Here is a 15,391-nt window from a genome sequence, read left to right on the forward strand (position 1 = left end):
GGTCAGGTCCTGGGAGACCTCGAGGAGGCACGGCCGGAACGTGTTCCTGCTGTTCTCGGAATGCATCCCCCTTCGCACCGATGCCGCGTGACCGGCCGGTTACGGCACGATGTGACCCGATGGGGCTGACACAGCGAGTCCGGGCCGCGCTGGACTGGTCGCGGATCCCGGACGAGTCCGGCGAGGAGATCGTCCGCGCCAACGAGCAGCGCCTCGCCCGCATGGTCGCCTACGTGCGGCTGGCGACCGTGCCGTTTCTGGCCGTACCGCTGGTGGAATGGCGCAACCTGCCCCGCCCGTGGATCGTCGTGGCGGCCCTGCTCGCCACCGCCGCCTGGGCGCTGTTCGTGCTGCGCCGCGTCCGCACCAACGGCGGCCTGCGCGGCGACCAGCTGCTGGCCTTCGCCGACGCCGCGTTCTGCGTCGCGCTCATGGTCGCCGGCTCCCGCGCGGGCCTGCCCGAGCAGCGCAACGCCGTGCTCACCGAGCTCGTGCCGGTCAGCCTGGTCAGCCCGGTCGTGCTCGCCTTCGCCGTGGGCCTGCGCGTCCGCGCGGCCGCGGCCGTGCTGCTGCTCTGCGCGACCTGGGCCGCCTCGGTCTGGCCCGACGTCTCCCAGAAGCTCGGCTCCGACGTGCTCGGCTTCGTCGTCTGGTACGTCGCCGGCCTGGCCGTCGCGACCCTGATGCGCGGCATGGCGGCCCAGACCGCCGCCGCCGTCGCCCACGCCCGCCGCCTCGAGCTCGCCGTGCACCGGGAGGGCTTCCAGCGCTCGTTGCACGACGGCGTGCTGCCCATCTTCGACGGCATCGCCCTCGACGAGCGCGTCGGCCGCGACACCCGCCGGGCCGCCCGCCGCGGCGCCATCCGGGCCCGCGCCCTGCTCTCGCCCGACGCCGCCAAGGGCAACTTCGAGGCGCGGGTCTTCGAGCTCGCGGCCACGTTCTCGGACCTCGGGCTGCTGCTGTTCCCGCGGGTGTACGTGCACCACGAACCGCCCCCCGAGGTGTCCGACGCCCTGCTGTCGGCGGCCCACGAGGCCCTCGCGAACGCGCTGAAGTACGCGGGCGCCGACGCCGAGGTCGTCCTGTTCGCCGAGGCGACCGAGGACACCGTGGAGATCTCGGTGCTCGACAGCGGCGCCGGCTTCGACCCGGCCGGCACCCCGCAGGGCCGCGGCTACACGTCGTCGCTGCCCGCCGTGAACACCGTCGGCGCCGCGTGGGACGTCACGTCCGCTCCGGGCCAGGGAACCAAGGTGGAGCTGCGGTGGCCGGCGCCGTAGTCGTCGTCGACGACCACCGCCTGGTCGCCGGCCCCCTCGTCACCGTGCTCACCCCGCTGCTCGCCGCGCACGGGTTCACCCTCCGCCCGCTCGCCGCGACGGTGGCCGCCTGCATCGCCTCGGGCCCGCCCGGCCTGGCCGTCTGCGACGTCATCCTGGGCGCGGGCGCGTCCGGCGCGGAGGCGGTCAAGGAGCTCGTCGCGCACCGCTGGAAGGTGCTGCTCATCTCCGGGTACGCCCCCGAGGAGCAGGTCCTCGACGCGATCGCCGCCGGCGCCGGCGGCTACCTCGAGAAGTCCGAGGACCCGGCCGGCCTCGTCGCCGCCGTCCGCGCCGTGGACTTCGAGGGCCTGCACCTCTCGGCCGCGCTCGCCGCCATGCTGTACGCCGACCTGCGCCGCCGCCCCCGGCCCGCCGGCTCCGAGCTGTCCACCGGCGACCAGCGGGTGCTGCGCGCCTTCGTCCAGGGCGAGCCCCTCGATCGCGCCGCCCGCTCGTGCGGCCTCACCGTCGATCAGGCGCGGGCGGCCGTGCGGCGCATCTTCACCGCCGCCGTGGCCCGCCGCCAGCAGCACCAGCTCACCCCGCGCGAACTGGAGGTGGTGCGGCTGGTGGGCTGCGAGCACCTGTCCACCGCCGCCGTCGCCCGCCGCCTGTACGTCTCGATCGACACCGCGAACACGCACCTGCGCTCGATTCGCCGCAAATATCATCTCGTGCACCCGGAGGCCCCGGCCAACCTGCCGCAGCGCACGGCGGCGCAGCTCTGGGCGCGCGAGCTGAACCTCTGTTGACCAGGTTGCCTGTCCCGCTCACCAGGACTGGGGAGTGCGGTCTCACCCTCGGAAGCCGGACGATATCGACAAGACCGGCTGGTCACCCCGGGGGGTGTGACCAGCCGGCGTGCGTTGCGGGTCGGCCTGCCCGAAGTACCGTCGAAATGGACGGTTCCTGGGAAGGCGGGGTTGCCATGATCGTCACACGGGACGAGGTGCGCGTCGGCGTCACGCCGTTGTGCGCATACGAGCACCTGGTGCACTTCAGCGAGTACCCCAGCTTCATGTCGGCGATGCTCTTCACCGAAGCGACCGGCCACGGCGGCCACCTGACCTTCGACATCGGCGGCCGCCGCGTCGAGGCGAACGTCGAGCTGGCCGAGACCGAACCGGGCCGCTTCGTCCGCTGGCGCAGCGAGGCCCTGACCGAGTCCTTCTGGCTCCACGAGGCCGGCGACCACCAGACGGACATCGCCGCCATGACCGAGCTGGACGACGTCCTCGTCCCGCTGTTCGACGCCGCCCCGGAGGCCATGCTGCACGAGCGGCTGCACATGAACCTGAAGGGCTTCAAGCGCTTCTGCGAGGAGCACGAGCACTCGTTCGAGGCCTAGACGTTCAGCACCCGGTCGAACAGCTTGTGGTACTGATTCACCTCGTCGCGCAGCCCTTCGGTGCGGTCGCTCTGATTCGCCTGACCGGCCGCGACCCGCTCCTCCTGCGCGTGCACGTTGTCGCTGAGCTCGTGCAACGCCTGGTCGATGAGCTGCTTGGCATCGGCCACACTGCCGGGCGGATCCTCGACGAACTTCGTCTGCACCTCGTTGAACCAGCGCTGCTGGAACTGCTCCTTCTTCCCCTGATCCCAGAGCCCACTTGACGGCTTCCTGGCCGCCGACTGCTGAGCCTGCTGTGGTGTCGGCGTCGGCGTGCCCTGCTGCGTCTGCGTGCCCTGCTGCGTCGGCGTGCCCTGCTGCGCCGGTGGCTGTTGTGTCTGCATCGGCTGCTGCGGGGCTTGCTGGGTCTGCTGCGCCTGCTGGTCGGGCATCGGCGGCGGCATTTGCGCCGGCGGCCCGGTCGTCGGCGCGGGCGGCATCGCAGGCGTGGTCGGCGCGGCCTGCGGCGGCGTACTGGAGCGGATCGGGTTGATCGAGCTGTCATCGCGCATCACGATGTTCCCCTTCCCTTCCCGTGGCTACTCCTTGGCACGCTAGCCCTGCGGGATGGTGCCCGGCCTCACCCGCGAAGCAGGTGAGACTGCGATGCGCGCCGCCGCGCCGGGACGGCGCACGGGGCCGTGCCGCCGAGCGAAATGCCACCGCATGGCGGGCGGAGTTCCAGGCCGTGATGGCGGCCACCCCGCTCCACCGCCAGTGCGAGATCGCCCGCGGTCGAGTTGAGCCAAGACCAGATCCAGTACCTGCGAACGGCCCCGTTGCCCGCGCCGAACGCGCAACTTTCCTGAACTCCACTGACCTGCTTCGTGTCCAGCATCGACCGATCCGACCTGGATATCGGCAGCCCCGTCAGGGCCCCGGCAGATCAACTGGCGGAAGACCCAGATCAGCGGCCAATCGGTCGAGCGCTGCATGTAGCCGATCGTCCTTGACGCCTGAATCCTGGTACCACTCGAGCGCGCGCCTATACCTCGCGCGAGCCTGCGCCAGCTCGCCGCGCTGCTCATAGACCCGGCCCTCCTCGACCCGCAGGATCGCCACCAGATCGTCGTGACGAACGGCCGAATGCCGATGCAGATTTCCGTACATCTGGATCGCTTGCGCAAGGTACATCAGCGCGCCGGTGTAGTTCCTGGCCTCGGCCTGCAGTACCCCGAGATTGCCGGTGGCGCCGGCATAGTCGGCCATCGTCTGTGGCTCGTCCCAGTTGCTCAAAGCTTTGTACAGTTCGACGGCCTCCTCCTGATGGCGGATGGCGCCGGTGAGGTCGCCCGTGCGTCGCTCAATCGAGGCGAGCTGGGCAAGCGCACCAGCGCAGTCCCGCTGCACGTAGTCGGCGCCGTCACCTCGCAGTGCCTGGTAGCGGACGGCACATTCCCGCGCGAACACCAGCGCGTCCGGAACGTCATCTATGGCCAGGTAGGCGTGTGCCAGCGTGAACATCGCGACAGCGACGTTGCCACGCGCCTCATGCGCCGCGCCAGGGCGCATGTCCAGTCGAGCCAATGCCTGCCGGCACGCCGCGATCGTCTCTTCGTAGCGGCCGGCCGAGCTGAGCAAGTGCGCCGTCCACAGCCGCAGGTCCGCCACCATCGCGCGGGCAGCAGCGTCGTGCTGGCCGACGGCTGCCCAGCACTCGACCGCCTCCTCGTAGGCTTCGATCGCGGCCGGCACCCGGGCGCGCTCCACGCGAACGTTGCCGAGGTCGCGTAGGGCCATGGCGAGATCGCCAGGCGATTGTTCGCCTGTGCCGAGCATCCGCCGGCATAGCAGCACGCGCTCGGCGAACGCATCCTCAGCACCGGCGAATTGCAGGTTTCCCCGCAGACACTGACCGAGATCCTCCAGGACGGACGCGAGGCGCGGAGCCCAGGTGTCGGGGTCCCGCTCGAACAGGGTGCGGGCGATCTGCGCGGACTCCGTCGCTGGTGCGACAGCTCCCGAATTGTCGCCGACAGTCAGCATGAGATCGGTGAGCAGGCTGAGACGGTCGGCCAGTAGCAGGCGGCGGCCGTACAGTCGCCGCGTGACAACGGCCGCCCGCTCGGCGTACCGCACCGCTTCACGGTGCCGGCCGACGGCCATGAGCGCGTTCGCGCACGACTCCAGTACGGCGCCATAGATCTCCGACGAGCGCCCGAGCAGGTCGTCCGGCAACGACTCGATGGCCCGCACGGCGGCGCCGGCCGACTCCAGCGCCTCCGACGGCCGGCTCCCGGCGACCAGGCAGCGCGCACCGACGGCGAGCACGCTGGCGCGGACCATCGTCGATGCCTCGTCCTGGAGCGACGCCAGCTCGACACCGTCCGCCGTTGTGGCTGCCTCACTGACGCGGCCTGCTGCCAGCAGCGCATCCGCCTGAGCGGTCAGGGCCCTGGCTCGCCGGGTGGCTGCCCCGGCATCCCTTCCCAGCGCATCGGCGAGTATCTCGGCCGCCGCCGCGGCTGCACTGTAGTCGTCCGAATCCCGCGTCAACGTCGCCTTGGCGAACTTCGCCCGGCGGATCGTCTCAAGCAGAACGACCCGTCCTTCGACCGCCTGGTCCACGCCGGCCAAGGCCGCCGCTGTCAGCTGCAGCGACCGATCGAGATCGGTCCGCTCGCCGTCCCGCTCGAATCGCAGCAGGGCCGCCTCGCCCCGCGCCGCAAGTTGCTGCCAGGACTCAACATGCGGGTGGTGTGCCGCACCGGAGGCAGGCCCGATACTGTCCAGCTTGGCCAGGCGCGCGGCGATGTCCGAGAATTGCCGGCCCATTCGGCCGAAGACCGTGGTCGCGATCTTCGCGAACGGACGGTTCGCGATGAGCATCGGCTCTCCGCCCACGCCCGCCGGCAATACTGCGACGGCGGGGAAATCGCGTGCGGCGGTCTGTGAATGTTCCTCCAGGAAGGCCGACACGCGATGCATCACCTGCAGCGCCTCGGAACCGCGTATGTGTTGCAGCAGCAGTTCCCGGACGCCGGGTCCGAAATCGTATGCGGTGGCGTCGGCCGGATCTGGCTGGACGAGAAGCCCACTCAGGAAGACCTCGGCCAAGTGGGCCGAGCTTGAGCCGGGCAGCATCGTCTGCTGCACCAGACGCATCACAGGCAGCTGCAGCGGGACCGTCGAGAGGTAACAGGCGAGCCGGAAGGCCGAGGGCGACGCCGACGCACGGAACCTGCTGACGAGCGACGCCGGCCCCGTGCCCGAACCATCCGTGGTGGCGGCCGGCACCGGGTCCGGCGTCGTACCGCCTCCCGGGCGAACGAAGGCGACCGCTCCGTCTACTGCCCGGCCGTCGCCCACCATCAGGGCCCAGCGCCTCATCCACTGCGGACTGAGCTCCATCACGGGGACCGGCAATGTGCCCGGCGCCGTGCCGGACCGGCGCCGTCGGTGCGCCGTGAACATCAGGTCGCTGTTGGGCGCGCCCGGTCGCGGCGCACGCAGCCGTCCGCCGACTGGGGGCAGTCCGGTACGGTGCCAGAGACGTTCCGGCAGCACCTGGACCACCCCGACCGGCCCGTGGGATGCCCACCGTCCGATGGCACCGGCCACGCTGCCGTCGTGCCAAGCCGGTCCACTGCAGTCACTGACGACTATGAACAGCCGCCGGCCGGCGGGATCGATGAGCTCGCCGGGACTGCGAAGCCGACCGAGTGCCGGTTCCTCTGCAGGGGGCCTTACCCCGGTGACGCCCTCGTGTTCGTCCAGGCGCCAGCAGCGGACATCGCGAAACGCGCCAAGCCGCTCCACGCTGCTGCGAAGCTCGGAGATCAGCGCCGACCACACGGCCATTGACGACGAGCCGTCGACGATCAGCGCCAGGTCGAGCCATCGGGACGGGGCGTGGCGCAGTACCGGCAGATTGAGCCGCTCCTCGGCAATACGGTGCGCGGTGGCGGCTTCGTCCAGGACTTCGGCCCGTCGTGCCGGCACCCTCCGGGCCAGCGGCCGCAGGGCCCTCTGGAGGGCGAGGGCGTGCGGGAGAGCATCGGCGGCCGCCACGCGCAGCGGCACCGCCTCGACCGTCGTCGCCGAGCGGGTCGCCGGGACGTCGAGGCCGATACGCGACGGTTCAGGTTCCGGTTCGATTGCCACGGGCATTGCTCGCGGCGCTGGCGGCGCCGAAGGCCCCTGCCAGGGCAGGTTGTTCACACCTGAGGTGCCCGGCGCACGCGGCTGCACCGCGGCGCGACCGGTAATCCGCACTCCAGCAGCTACGGGGCCGGCCTGATCGACGCCAAGGTGCCGAGCGAGCCATACCGTCTCGGCCAACTCCCGTGGCAGCGCTTCGATGCCTATCGACTGCAGGAGCAGGTCGAGCCGGTCCAGCGGGTTGGTCATCGCGCCGCTCAGCCTGTGTTGAGGTGACGCATGACGATGGCGGCGAGCCGCTCCCGGTCGCCGCCGTCTGCGCGAGTAGCGTGAAACGTGAGGAATATGGCGTTGAGTAGCTGGTCGGTCGCGAGGTCGCCGAGCTCGCGGCGGGCGAGGAACCGCATCACCAGGTCGCCGGTCGCCGCCGCTACGTCGGCGCCCAAGTGCGCGTTCACGATTTGCGTCAGTCGCTCAGCGTCGGGCTGGGCGACTTCCAGCCGCAGGCAACGGCGCAGGAACGCTGGCGGGAATTCACGTTCACCGTTGCTGGTGAGGATGACGAGCGGGAACTCGCGGCACAACACCGTGCCGCCGCGAACCGGGACGGAACCAACCATGTCGGCGGTGCCAACCTCGATTACCGGGTCGACGTCAGCGATCCGGGCCAGCTCCGGAATATCGAACCGGCCATCCTCGAACACGTTCAGTAAGTCGTTGGGCAGGTCGATGTCACACTTGTCGACCTCGTCGATCAGCAGCACACGCGGCCGTTCGTACGGCAGAAGGGCAGTGCCAAGCGGCCCGAGGCGCAGGTATCGACCGAGCTGCCGCCGCGCGTCATCGGCGGCAAGGTTCGAATCCTGCAGCCGACCGATGGCGTCATAGTGGTAAAGGCCCTCCTGCAGAGTCGACCGGCTCGTGATCGGCCACCGCAGTACAGGGCCGAGAGCCAGCTCGCGGGCTACGGCGTACGCGAGCGTGGACTTACCGGTGCCCGGTCGGCCGGTCACCAACAGCGGCCGGCGCAGGTACAGCGCGGCGTTGACGAGTTCTACCTGATCGGCGTCGGACTGGTACGTCGTTGCTCGCGTCACATCGCCGAGTCGGTGGCCGGCATCGCCCTCATCCCATTCGGATGGCAGGGCAGGGCCGGCACCAAAGACCCGCCACGGCGGCGCCGGAGGCATCCGCCAGGACCTATGGCGGCCGTCTCCCCGGAATATCGTCCACTCGGACACGGTCAAATCACCAGTCTTCCGCGTCGCGTACCTGGCATGGGCATCGAGGTGTCACACCTTCCGCGGCTGGGTCAATACCGGATCGGGCGCCGGGGCGCTGTCGGGGTCATCCCAAAGCAAAACGAGTCCCTGGCAGGCGTGGGCGTCATCCTGCATCGTCTGACTGCGCAGTACGCGTACGAACTCCGGCAAAGCGCTCTGATCGTCGCGCCGGTGTAGCTCGAAGCTGCCCCGGAGGCGCCGACTGGGGCACTCCGCGTCGCCGTGCTCACACGGGCCGCGACGCCATAGCACGACGGGCACTCCAGCAAATAGCGCGACGTCGAGAGCCTCCTGTGCCGGACTTCCCGTAGTGATCTCGGGTAGTCCCAGCACGGTGATGTCCCGGTGCTGCTGGAACCAACCCTCCCAAGCGGTGTACGAGCGACGGTCTCCACAGTCAATCCACGTGACGCTGGTGTCGTCGCGGAGCTGCCGCCAGCGCAGCCGCCAAAGCTCGCGTTCCATCGGATCGTCGAGTCGGTCGAAGTCACGCAGGACGACGGGATGGCGTGAGCCGAGCTTGGCCCACTGGCGGCGGGGCCAGAGCCGCCATTCGTCGAACGGCTCGTCGAACAGTTCCGGCGGCGTCACGAACTCCAGGGTGACCGGGCCGGAGCTAATCGCCAGTTGCTGGCGCAGGACACCCTGCAGCACCTCACGGACGGCGTCGAAATCGGCCCCTGCGCCCTCATCGCTGTGAATTACCTGAACTTCGCCGGGGTCGCGGCGCAACCATACGGTGAGCAGGTACCGGCCCGGCTCAAGCCGGCTCGGCGCGATTTGGCTGATAAGCGAGACCCCGACCGGCCCGGACCGCGCCATGTCACGCTGCGCCTCGCGGCGCCACTCCTGCAGTTCGTCCCATTCGCCCATACGCGACGCGATGCGTACCGACCATTGCTCGAGAATCGCCGCATCCGCCGGATGCACACCTGGTTGCCGGGCCAGCACTCCGGCCAGGACGATGATCGGGTGCAACTGGCCGGGCGTCTGCATCAGATCAGCGAGTCCACTCACCAGATCCCGCAGCAGCGTGCAGCGTTCATCGAACCGCAGCCCGCGCCGCCCGGTGCACCATTCGTGCAGTTCGATGAGATCAGGCGCCGGCGTATCGGCCACCAGCGCCAGCAGATCGGCATGCTCGCGGGCGGTCAGCACGCCGAGTGTCCGGCCGAGCGGCTCAGTTTCAAGCTCTTGACGCAGGTTCGGCCACTGCGGCATGTCGGCGTGGAATACGTCGTGCTTTCGCCAGAGCGACACCGCCGCACCGCCATCGAGTTCCTTCACGGCTTGTACCGGCAGCAGCAGGCCGCCCCGTGCGCCTTCACGGGCGCGCGAGGTCTTCGTGATGCCGCAGACCAGTCCAGTCTCGACATCGAGCACCGGCCCGCCGGACATTCCGGCAGCCAGCTCGTCGCCGATGAACCGCCAGAGCATCTCGCCCTGGAACTCCTGATGTCCGCCGTAGGTGCCGATTGCCGTGGTGAGCCGCGGTTCACGCTCATAGATCTGTGAATGGCCGACGGCATGCAGCGGTGCGCCCAGCCGCGGCTCGTACTCCCCCAGCGCGGCGCACGGGTGCCGCTCGAGGTCGTGAACCTTGAGTACGGCGACGTCGGGATACGGCCAGAGTCCGCCCGGCGCCGGCCGCCCGGCCGCCACGACCTCGGCGGTGTACTCGTAGCCCTGCCACGTCACTGTGATGTCCTGAGCGGCCGTTGCGAATCCGACGTGCGCGCACGTCAGTACCGTGCGTGGGGCGACCAGGACTCCGCTGCCAATGCTGCGGCCGTCCCGCCCGCCACCGGTTACCAAGACCATGCACTGCTCGACGAGGCGGATGAGCTGCTGAACCGCGCCACTAGTCAAGGTCGTCGAGCCTCCCCGCCCAATCGATTCGTCGGAGCGGCTCATGCCTATCATGACGCTTCTTGGAATGGCACTGTCCGAACATCGAATCTCACGCTCCGTTCGGAGCTGTGAGAGTGGAAGGGGTACCGCGTGCAGCTCGAATCCCCACCGGCGGAACTCGTCCGGGCGACCCTGCCAGACGGCCAGGAGATTTGGCTCAAGGCCGAATCTCTCTCCGACAGCCCTCAGGACATCGGAATCGCTGCGTCGCTGCCGATCGAGGGCTTCGTCGAGATTCTCAACGGCGTGACCACGAATGTGCGCGCGGGACTGGAGCGGTTGCGGCCCGATGAGGCGAGCGTCGAATTTGGCATCGAGTTCTCGCTCGGCTCGGGAGGCGTGGTTGCGGCGCTCGCCGGAATAAGCGGCAAGGCATCGGTCAAGGTCACTGCGGTGTGGAAGAATGGCGCGCTGGCTCCGACGTCGCCCTAGGCCTAGATGCCGGCCTCGCCCGCGGAGAAGTCGGTGATGCTCTCCGCGGGTTGAGGGCGGCCCCAGTGGTACCCCTGCCCCGTGTCGCAGCCCAGCTCCAGCAGCCGCCGCGCCTGGTCGGGCGTCTCGATGCCCTCGACGGTCACCGACAGGTCCAGGTCGCGGCCCAGGTTGATGATGGACGTCAGGACGGTGCGGTCCGGGCCGGTCACGGCGTACGGGTCGTCGCGCAGGAAGGCGATGAAGCACGCCGCGATCTTCAACGTGTGGACCGGCAGGTTGCTGATGTCGGCCAGGCGGCAGGTGCCGGTGCCGAAGTCGTCGAGGGCGATGCGCACGCCGATGCGGGCCAGGTCGTCCAGCGTGCCCAGCATTTCCGGGTCCAGCAGGACGTTTTCCGTGACCTCGAGCTGGAGGCGGTACGGCGGGAGGGCCGTCTCGTCCAGGATGGCGCTGATCATCGCGGGCAGGCCGGGGCGGCGCAGCTGGGCGGCGGCGATGTTGACGCTCACGAACAGTGGGGCGCGCCACGCGGCGGCCTGGGCGCAGGCCTGGCGCAGGACCGCTTCGCCCAGGGGGACGATCAGGCCCGTGTGCTCGGCGAGGTCGATGAAGCGGCCGGGCGCAAGCAGGCCGTGGACCGGGTGGCGCCAGCGGACCAGGGCCTCTGCTCCGGCTGCGGTACCGCCGGCGAGGTCGACCAGCGGCTGGTAGTACACGATGAACTCGCCTCTGGTCAGGGCGTCGGGCATTTCGGCGCTGAGTGCGTGCCGCGCGGCTTCTAGGGCGGCGCGGTCCGGGTCGAAGACCATCCAGCGGCCGCGGCGTTCGCGTTTGGCCCATTCCAGGGCTCGTTCCGCGGCGCCGAGGAGGGCGGCGGGGTCGGTGCCGGCGCCGGGGCGTTCGACCACGCCGACGCTGGCGCCGATGGGGAGGTGGTAGCCGTTGTTGATCGGGAAGGTGTGGGCGATCGCGGCGAGGGCCTGGTCGGCGGCCTTGGTCACCTCGTCGGGCCCGGTGGTGCCGGCCATGAGCAGGGCGAACGAGTCGGCGCCCAGGTGGGCGGCGAAGTGGCCCGACGCGGCGGCCAGGCGGCCCAGGCGGTGGGCGACGGTGCGCAGGACCTGGTCGCCGCTGCGGTACCCGAGGCTGTCGTTGATGGTCCGGAACCGGTCCACGTTGAGCAGGCAGAGGCCGACGCGGGACTGCGGGGCGGACAGGGCGGTGCGCAGGCGGCTCAGCAGGGCGGCGCGGTCCGGCAGGTCGGTGAGGCCGAAGCGGGCGGCGTCGCGGCGCAGTTCGGCGCGGCGGAGTTCCTCCTGCGCGGCGACGGTCTGGTCGATCAGCGCCGTGGTGTGACCGGTGATGAGCGCGCCCAGGAACGCGGGCAGGTGGTCGGCGGCGGCGAAGTGGCGGCCGATCAGGGTCGTGGTGCGGCCCAGCAGTTCGGGCGTGGCGAGGCCGGCGACGACGAGGTCGGCTCCGATGCGGCGGGCCGGCTCAGGCGTGAACGGATCGGCACGCAGCGTGGCGTCAATGTGGCGGGCGAAGGTCTCCAGCAGACCGTACACCTCGCTGCGACTGTGCCGCAGCACTGTGTGATCGGTGATGACCCGGGTCCAGGCGCGGGTGAACGCCTGGAGTTCCGGTCTCATAGGCCCTAACGATACATCTCAATGGGCACTACGGCTTGCGACCCACCACGGCCAGGACTTCGGGGCGCTGTTCGGTGCCGGCGTCGTCGGGTTCGGGGTGCCAGTCGGTCACCGGGACCACGCCCGGCTCGACGATCTCCAGGCCGGCGAGCAGGGCGCGGATCTGGTCGGCGCTGCGCAGGTGCAGGGGCGTGGAGGTCCGCTGGTACACGCTGCTGACCTTCTCGGCGTCCTCCTCCCGCTGCGGCGGGGGCGAGCCGTGCGAGACGACCACGAAGCTGCCGGGCTTGACCGCCTCCCGGAACCGGCGCACGATCCCCGCCGGGTCGTCGGCGTCGGGCACGAAATGCAGGACGGCGATCAGCAGTACCGCGATGGGCTCCGTGAAATCGAGCAGCCCGCTGACCGCGGGGTCCCGCACGATGTCGTCCGGGGTCCGCACGTCGCCCAGCATCACGTCGGCGTTGGGGTTGTCGGCCAGGATCGCGCGGCCGTGCGCGACGGCGACCGAGTCGATGTCGACGTACATGACCCGGGCCCGGGGGTCGGCCTGCTGCGCCACCTCGTGCGTGCTCGCGAGGGTCGGGATGCCGGAGCCCACGTCGAGGAACTGCCGCACGCCGCCCGCGACCAGGTGGCGCACCGCGCGGCCCAGGAACGCGCGGTTGGCCAGGCCGATCTGGCGCGCGTTCGGCGCCATGGCCACGACCTTCTCGACCATCTCCCGGTCGACCGCGAAGTTGTGGAAGCCGCCGAGCGAGTAGTCGTACATCCGCGCCGCGTTCGGCACGCTGATGTCAATGCCTTCCGGGGCCCATTCCGGTCGCGTCATCGCCGTACCTTACCGCTTGTCGATATCTGCCGGGGTACACAGTGTGGCCACATGGCCCCAAAGTCAAGCGCCGGCTTCGAGTTCCGCGAGACGCGCCAGCGTGCGGCGGCGCCAGTGCGGGATCGTGGCCAGGTGCCAGGCGAGCAGCCCGATCGGCACGCACGTCGCCGGCCAGATCCACCACGTCGATTCGGGCAGCTCCGAGGTCAGCTCCGGCCGGGCGATCCCGAACACGTCGAACGTGACCGGCACCGATTCGCCCGTGCTCGGCGTGAGGTGCGCGCCCCCGATCTCGAATCGGCCGTCAGGGCAGTCAAGTGCGACCTTGTTGGACCGGGTACGGGTGCCGGTCCTGGTGTTGAGCGGCGAGCCGGCGTCGATGGCGGTGACGACGCAGACGCGCTCGACCCCGAGGCGCTCCAGCAGCAGGATCCGCGGCGCGAACAGCGTGGCGATGGCCAGGGCGAGGAAGCCCAGGAAGTTCGCCATCATCGGCCACGGTGCCGCCGCGATCTTGAGGGCGCCGGGCACCCACAGGACGTACGAGCCGATCGCCGCGGCGATGGCGATCCCCATCGACACCGGCGCGGCGTCGATCACGCCGCCGATCAGGGTCACGAGAAGCAGACCCAGCGCCCCGGCCAGCAGGCGGCGGCCGATGCGCTCCTTCGCCAGGTACTGCTCAACGGTCAGCATGCCAGCGCACGGTAGGCCGATGCGCGGCCGCACGCTGCCGGGAAAGCGGCACGAGCGCTGTTAAACTCGCGCGTGCTTCGCCGGGCCGATCTTCTCGCTGTTGGCAGTTACGTGCTCGCCGCGTTGTTCGTCTGCGGGCGGTTGCTGGCGCATCCGGGGCAGCGGCTGCCGTACACGCCCGGGGATCGCATGCAGGCGGAATGGCATCTGGCGCTCGCGGCCCGGCTGCTCGGCCACGGCGGGAATCCGTTCCTGCTCGACCGGATGAACGCGCCGGTCGGGGTCAACGCGATGGCGAACACGACGCAGTACGGCCTCGGCGTGCCGATGGCCCCGGTCACCTGGCTGTTCGGCCCCGGGATCGCGTTCGACGTGTTGATCGTGCTGGCATTGAGCGGTACCGCCGCGGCCTGGTATTGGCTCCTGTCGAGGCACGTGGTCGACTCCCGGCCGGCCGCCTGGGTCGGCGGGCTGCTCGGCGGATTCGCGCCCAGCGTCGTCGGGCACGCCACCTTCCACCCCAACCTGGCCGCACAGTTCCTGGTGCCCGTCATCGCGTGGCGGGTCGTGAAGATGCTCGATGCACCGCGGTACCTCCGCGACGGCATCGCATTGGCCGCGCTCGTCGTCTGGCAGGTCTTCATCAACGAGGAGACGCTGTTCATCACCGCGCTCGCCCTCGGGGTGTTCCTGCTGTTCCGGCGCGGCCTGCGCTGGCGGGCCATGCTGCCCGGGCTCGGCGTGGCGGCCGCGATCTCGCTGGTCGTGCTGGCCTATCCGCTGTGGTTTCAGTTCTTCGGCACCAATGCGTACCGCGGCGGCGAGCACCAGATGACCACCTTCCACACCGACCTGCTCGGCGTCGGCTCGTTCTCGCGCACCTCGGTCGCCGTGCGGTGGAGCGAATTCCCGCCGGCGCCGGGATTCTCCGCCGAACAGCACGCCCATCTCGGCTGGCCGCTGATGCTCGCCGCGCTCGCGTTCGTGGTGTGGCAGTGGCGCGACCGCCTGGTCCGTTCCCTGGCCATCACCGGCGCCGTGTTCCTGGTCCTGTCGTTCGGGACCGAACTCACCGTCCGCGGCCGGGCGACCGGCATTCCCGGCCCCTATGCGCTGCTCGCGAAGCTGCCGTTGTTCGACACGCTGCTGCCGACCCGGATGGGCGAGGCATTGACGTGGTGCCTCGCCCCGATCGCCGCGCTGGCCGTGGCCCGGTGCCGTTTCCCGGCGCGGATTCTGGCCGTCGGCCTCGTCGCCGCGGTGCTCGTGCCGGCCGCCCCGACGCCCACGCCGGTCATCGACCGCCCGGCCATTCCGGCCTTCGTCTCCAGCGGCGCCTGGCGCGGTTACGTCGAGGCCGAGGATTCGGTACTGGTCGTGCCCCTCGCCGATTTCGACCACTGGACCGCGCTGTCGTGGTCGACCGCCACGGGCCTCGACATGCGCCTTTCCCACGGGTATTTCCTCGGCCCGGAGGGCGGCGTCACGGGGCACCACGCCGTGGTCGGACCGCCGGCCCGCGCACTGGACCGCCTGCTGCGCGCGCCGCGCCCGGTGACCGACGCCGACCGCGGCGCGGCGCGGGCCGACCTCGCGTACTGGCACACGGCGATCATCATCAGCCCGCCCGACCGGGCCTTCGCCGCCCAGCACGCCCTCCTGGACGACCTGTTCGGCCCCGGGCAGCTCATCGGCGGCGTCCGCCTCTGGGACGTCCGCGCGCAGCGGTAGGGGCCGGAAACCACGGCTCGTCCGGTCGGCCGCGC

General features: G+C 70.5%; 12 protein-coding genes. 5 read left to right on the forward strand and 7 right to left on the reverse strand.

Annotated features, from left to right (window positions below):
- Window positions 1-119 precede the first annotated feature (119 nt).
- The 3 genes from ACQPZ4_RS13510 (at window position 120) to ACQPZ4_RS13520 (ending at window position 2,673) form a co-directional block, all read left to right on the forward strand.
- Entirely contained in the window at window positions 120-1,283 is a 1,164-nt protein-coding gene (locus ACQPZ4_RS13510) for a sensor histidine kinase (RefSeq protein WP_433059850.1), read from the forward strand.
- Window positions 1,268-2,077, forward strand: coding sequence for a response regulator transcription factor (locus ACQPZ4_RS13515; protein WP_433059853.1), 810 nt, complete (start codon window positions 1,268-1,270; stop codon window positions 2,075-2,077). The genes ACQPZ4_RS13510 and ACQPZ4_RS13515 overlap by 16 nt, the downstream gene beginning before the upstream one ends.
- Window positions 2,078-2,253: 176 nt before the next feature.
- Entirely contained in the window at window positions 2,254-2,673 is a 420-nt protein-coding gene (locus ACQPZ4_RS13520) for a hypothetical protein (protein WP_433059856.1), read from the forward strand.
- Here ACQPZ4_RS13520 and ACQPZ4_RS13525 read toward each other — a convergent pair.
- The 4 genes from ACQPZ4_RS13525 to ACQPZ4_RS13540 form a co-directional block, all read right to left on the reverse strand.
- Window positions 2,670-3,230, reverse strand: coding sequence for a hypothetical protein (locus ACQPZ4_RS13525; protein WP_433059858.1), 561 nt, complete (start codon window positions 3,228-3,230; stop codon window positions 2,670-2,672). The two genes, ACQPZ4_RS13520 and ACQPZ4_RS13525, sit on opposite strands and share 4 nt — an antisense overlap.
- Window positions 3,231-3,585: 355 nt before the next feature.
- Window positions 3,586-7,065, reverse strand: a complete 3,480-nt coding sequence (locus ACQPZ4_RS13530) for an SAV_2336 N-terminal domain-related protein (RefSeq protein WP_433059861.1) — start codon at window positions 7,063-7,065, stop codon at window positions 3,586-3,588.
- A gap of 8 nt (window positions 7,066-7,073) precedes the next feature.
- On the reverse strand, window positions 7,074-8,057 hold the full coding sequence (locus ACQPZ4_RS13535; RefSeq protein WP_433066505.1) for an AAA family ATPase: 984 nt from the start codon (window positions 8,055-8,057) through the stop codon (window positions 7,074-7,076).
- A gap of 51 nt (window positions 8,058-8,108) precedes the next feature.
- Window positions 8,109-10,013 (reverse strand): trypsin-like peptidase domain-containing protein, encoded by a 1,905-nt coding sequence (locus tag ACQPZ4_RS13540; protein ID WP_433059864.1) that lies wholly within the window; start codon window positions 10,011-10,013, stop codon window positions 8,109-8,111.
- An 87-nt stretch (window positions 10,014-10,100) separates the two neighbouring features.
- On the opposite strand from ACQPZ4_RS13540, the gene ACQPZ4_RS13545 reads away from it, so the two are divergent.
- Window positions 10,101-10,442, forward strand: coding sequence for a CU044_2847 family protein (locus ACQPZ4_RS13545; RefSeq protein ID WP_433059867.1), 342 nt, complete (start codon window positions 10,101-10,103; stop codon window positions 10,440-10,442).
- A gap of 2 nt (window positions 10,443-10,444) precedes the next feature.
- On the opposite strand, the gene ACQPZ4_RS13550 is transcribed toward ACQPZ4_RS13545, so the two are convergent.
- From ACQPZ4_RS13550 to ACQPZ4_RS13560, 3 genes are all read right to left on the reverse strand, one after another.
- Entirely contained in the window at window positions 10,445-12,097 is a 1,653-nt protein-coding gene (locus tag ACQPZ4_RS13550; protein ID WP_433059870.1) for a putative bifunctional diguanylate cyclase/phosphodiesterase, read from the reverse strand.
- Between the two features lie 28 nt (window positions 12,098-12,125).
- Window positions 12,126-12,929, reverse strand: a complete 804-nt coding sequence (locus ACQPZ4_RS13555; RefSeq protein WP_433059873.1) for an SAM-dependent methyltransferase — start codon at window positions 12,927-12,929, stop codon at window positions 12,126-12,128.
- 63 nt (window positions 12,930-12,992) lie between these two features.
- On the reverse strand, window positions 12,993-13,625 hold the full coding sequence (locus ACQPZ4_RS13560) for a hypothetical protein (RefSeq protein WP_433059876.1): 633 nt from the start codon (window positions 13,623-13,625) through the stop codon (window positions 12,993-12,995).
- A 72-nt stretch (window positions 13,626-13,697) separates the two neighbouring features.
- Between ACQPZ4_RS13560 and ACQPZ4_RS13565 the strand changes: the two genes are divergently transcribed.
- On the forward strand, window positions 13,698-15,356 hold the full coding sequence (locus tag ACQPZ4_RS13565) for a hypothetical protein (protein WP_433059879.1): 1,659 nt from the start codon (window positions 13,698-13,700) through the stop codon (window positions 15,354-15,356).
- Window positions 15,357-15,391 lie beyond the last annotated feature (35 nt).

This window comes from Dactylosporangium sp. CS-033363 (genome assembly GCF_050942475.1).
Taxonomy (GTDB): Bacteria; Actinomycetota; Actinomycetes; order Mycobacteriales; family Micromonosporaceae; genus Dactylosporangium.

Coding starts and splice junctions, on each gene's coding strand:
- ACQPZ4_RS13510 (WP_433059850.1), top strand. CDS start 120: ATGGGGCTGACACAGCGAGTCCGGGCCGCGCTGGACTGGTCGCGGATC.
- ACQPZ4_RS13520 (WP_433059856.1), top strand. CDS start 2,254: ATGATCGTCACACGGGACGAGGTGCGCGTCGGCGTCACGCCGTTGTGC.
- ACQPZ4_RS13530 (WP_433059861.1), bottom strand. CDS start 7,065: ATGACCAACCCGCTGGACCGGCTCGACCTGCTCCTGCAGTCGATAGGC.
- ACQPZ4_RS13540 (WP_433059864.1), bottom strand. CDS start 10,013: ATGAGCCGCTCCGACGAATCGATTGGGCGGGGAGGCTCGACGACCTTG.
- ACQPZ4_RS13550 (WP_433059870.1), bottom strand. CDS start 12,097: ATGAGACCGGAACTCCAGGCGTTCACCCGCGCCTGGACCCGGGTCATC.
- ACQPZ4_RS13555 (WP_433059873.1), bottom strand. CDS start 12,929: ATGACGCGACCGGAATGGGCCCCGGAAGGCATTGACATCAGCGTGCCG.
- ACQPZ4_RS13560 (WP_433059876.1), bottom strand. CDS start 13,625: ATGCTGACCGTTGAGCAGTACCTGGCGAAGGAGCGCATCGGCCGCCGC.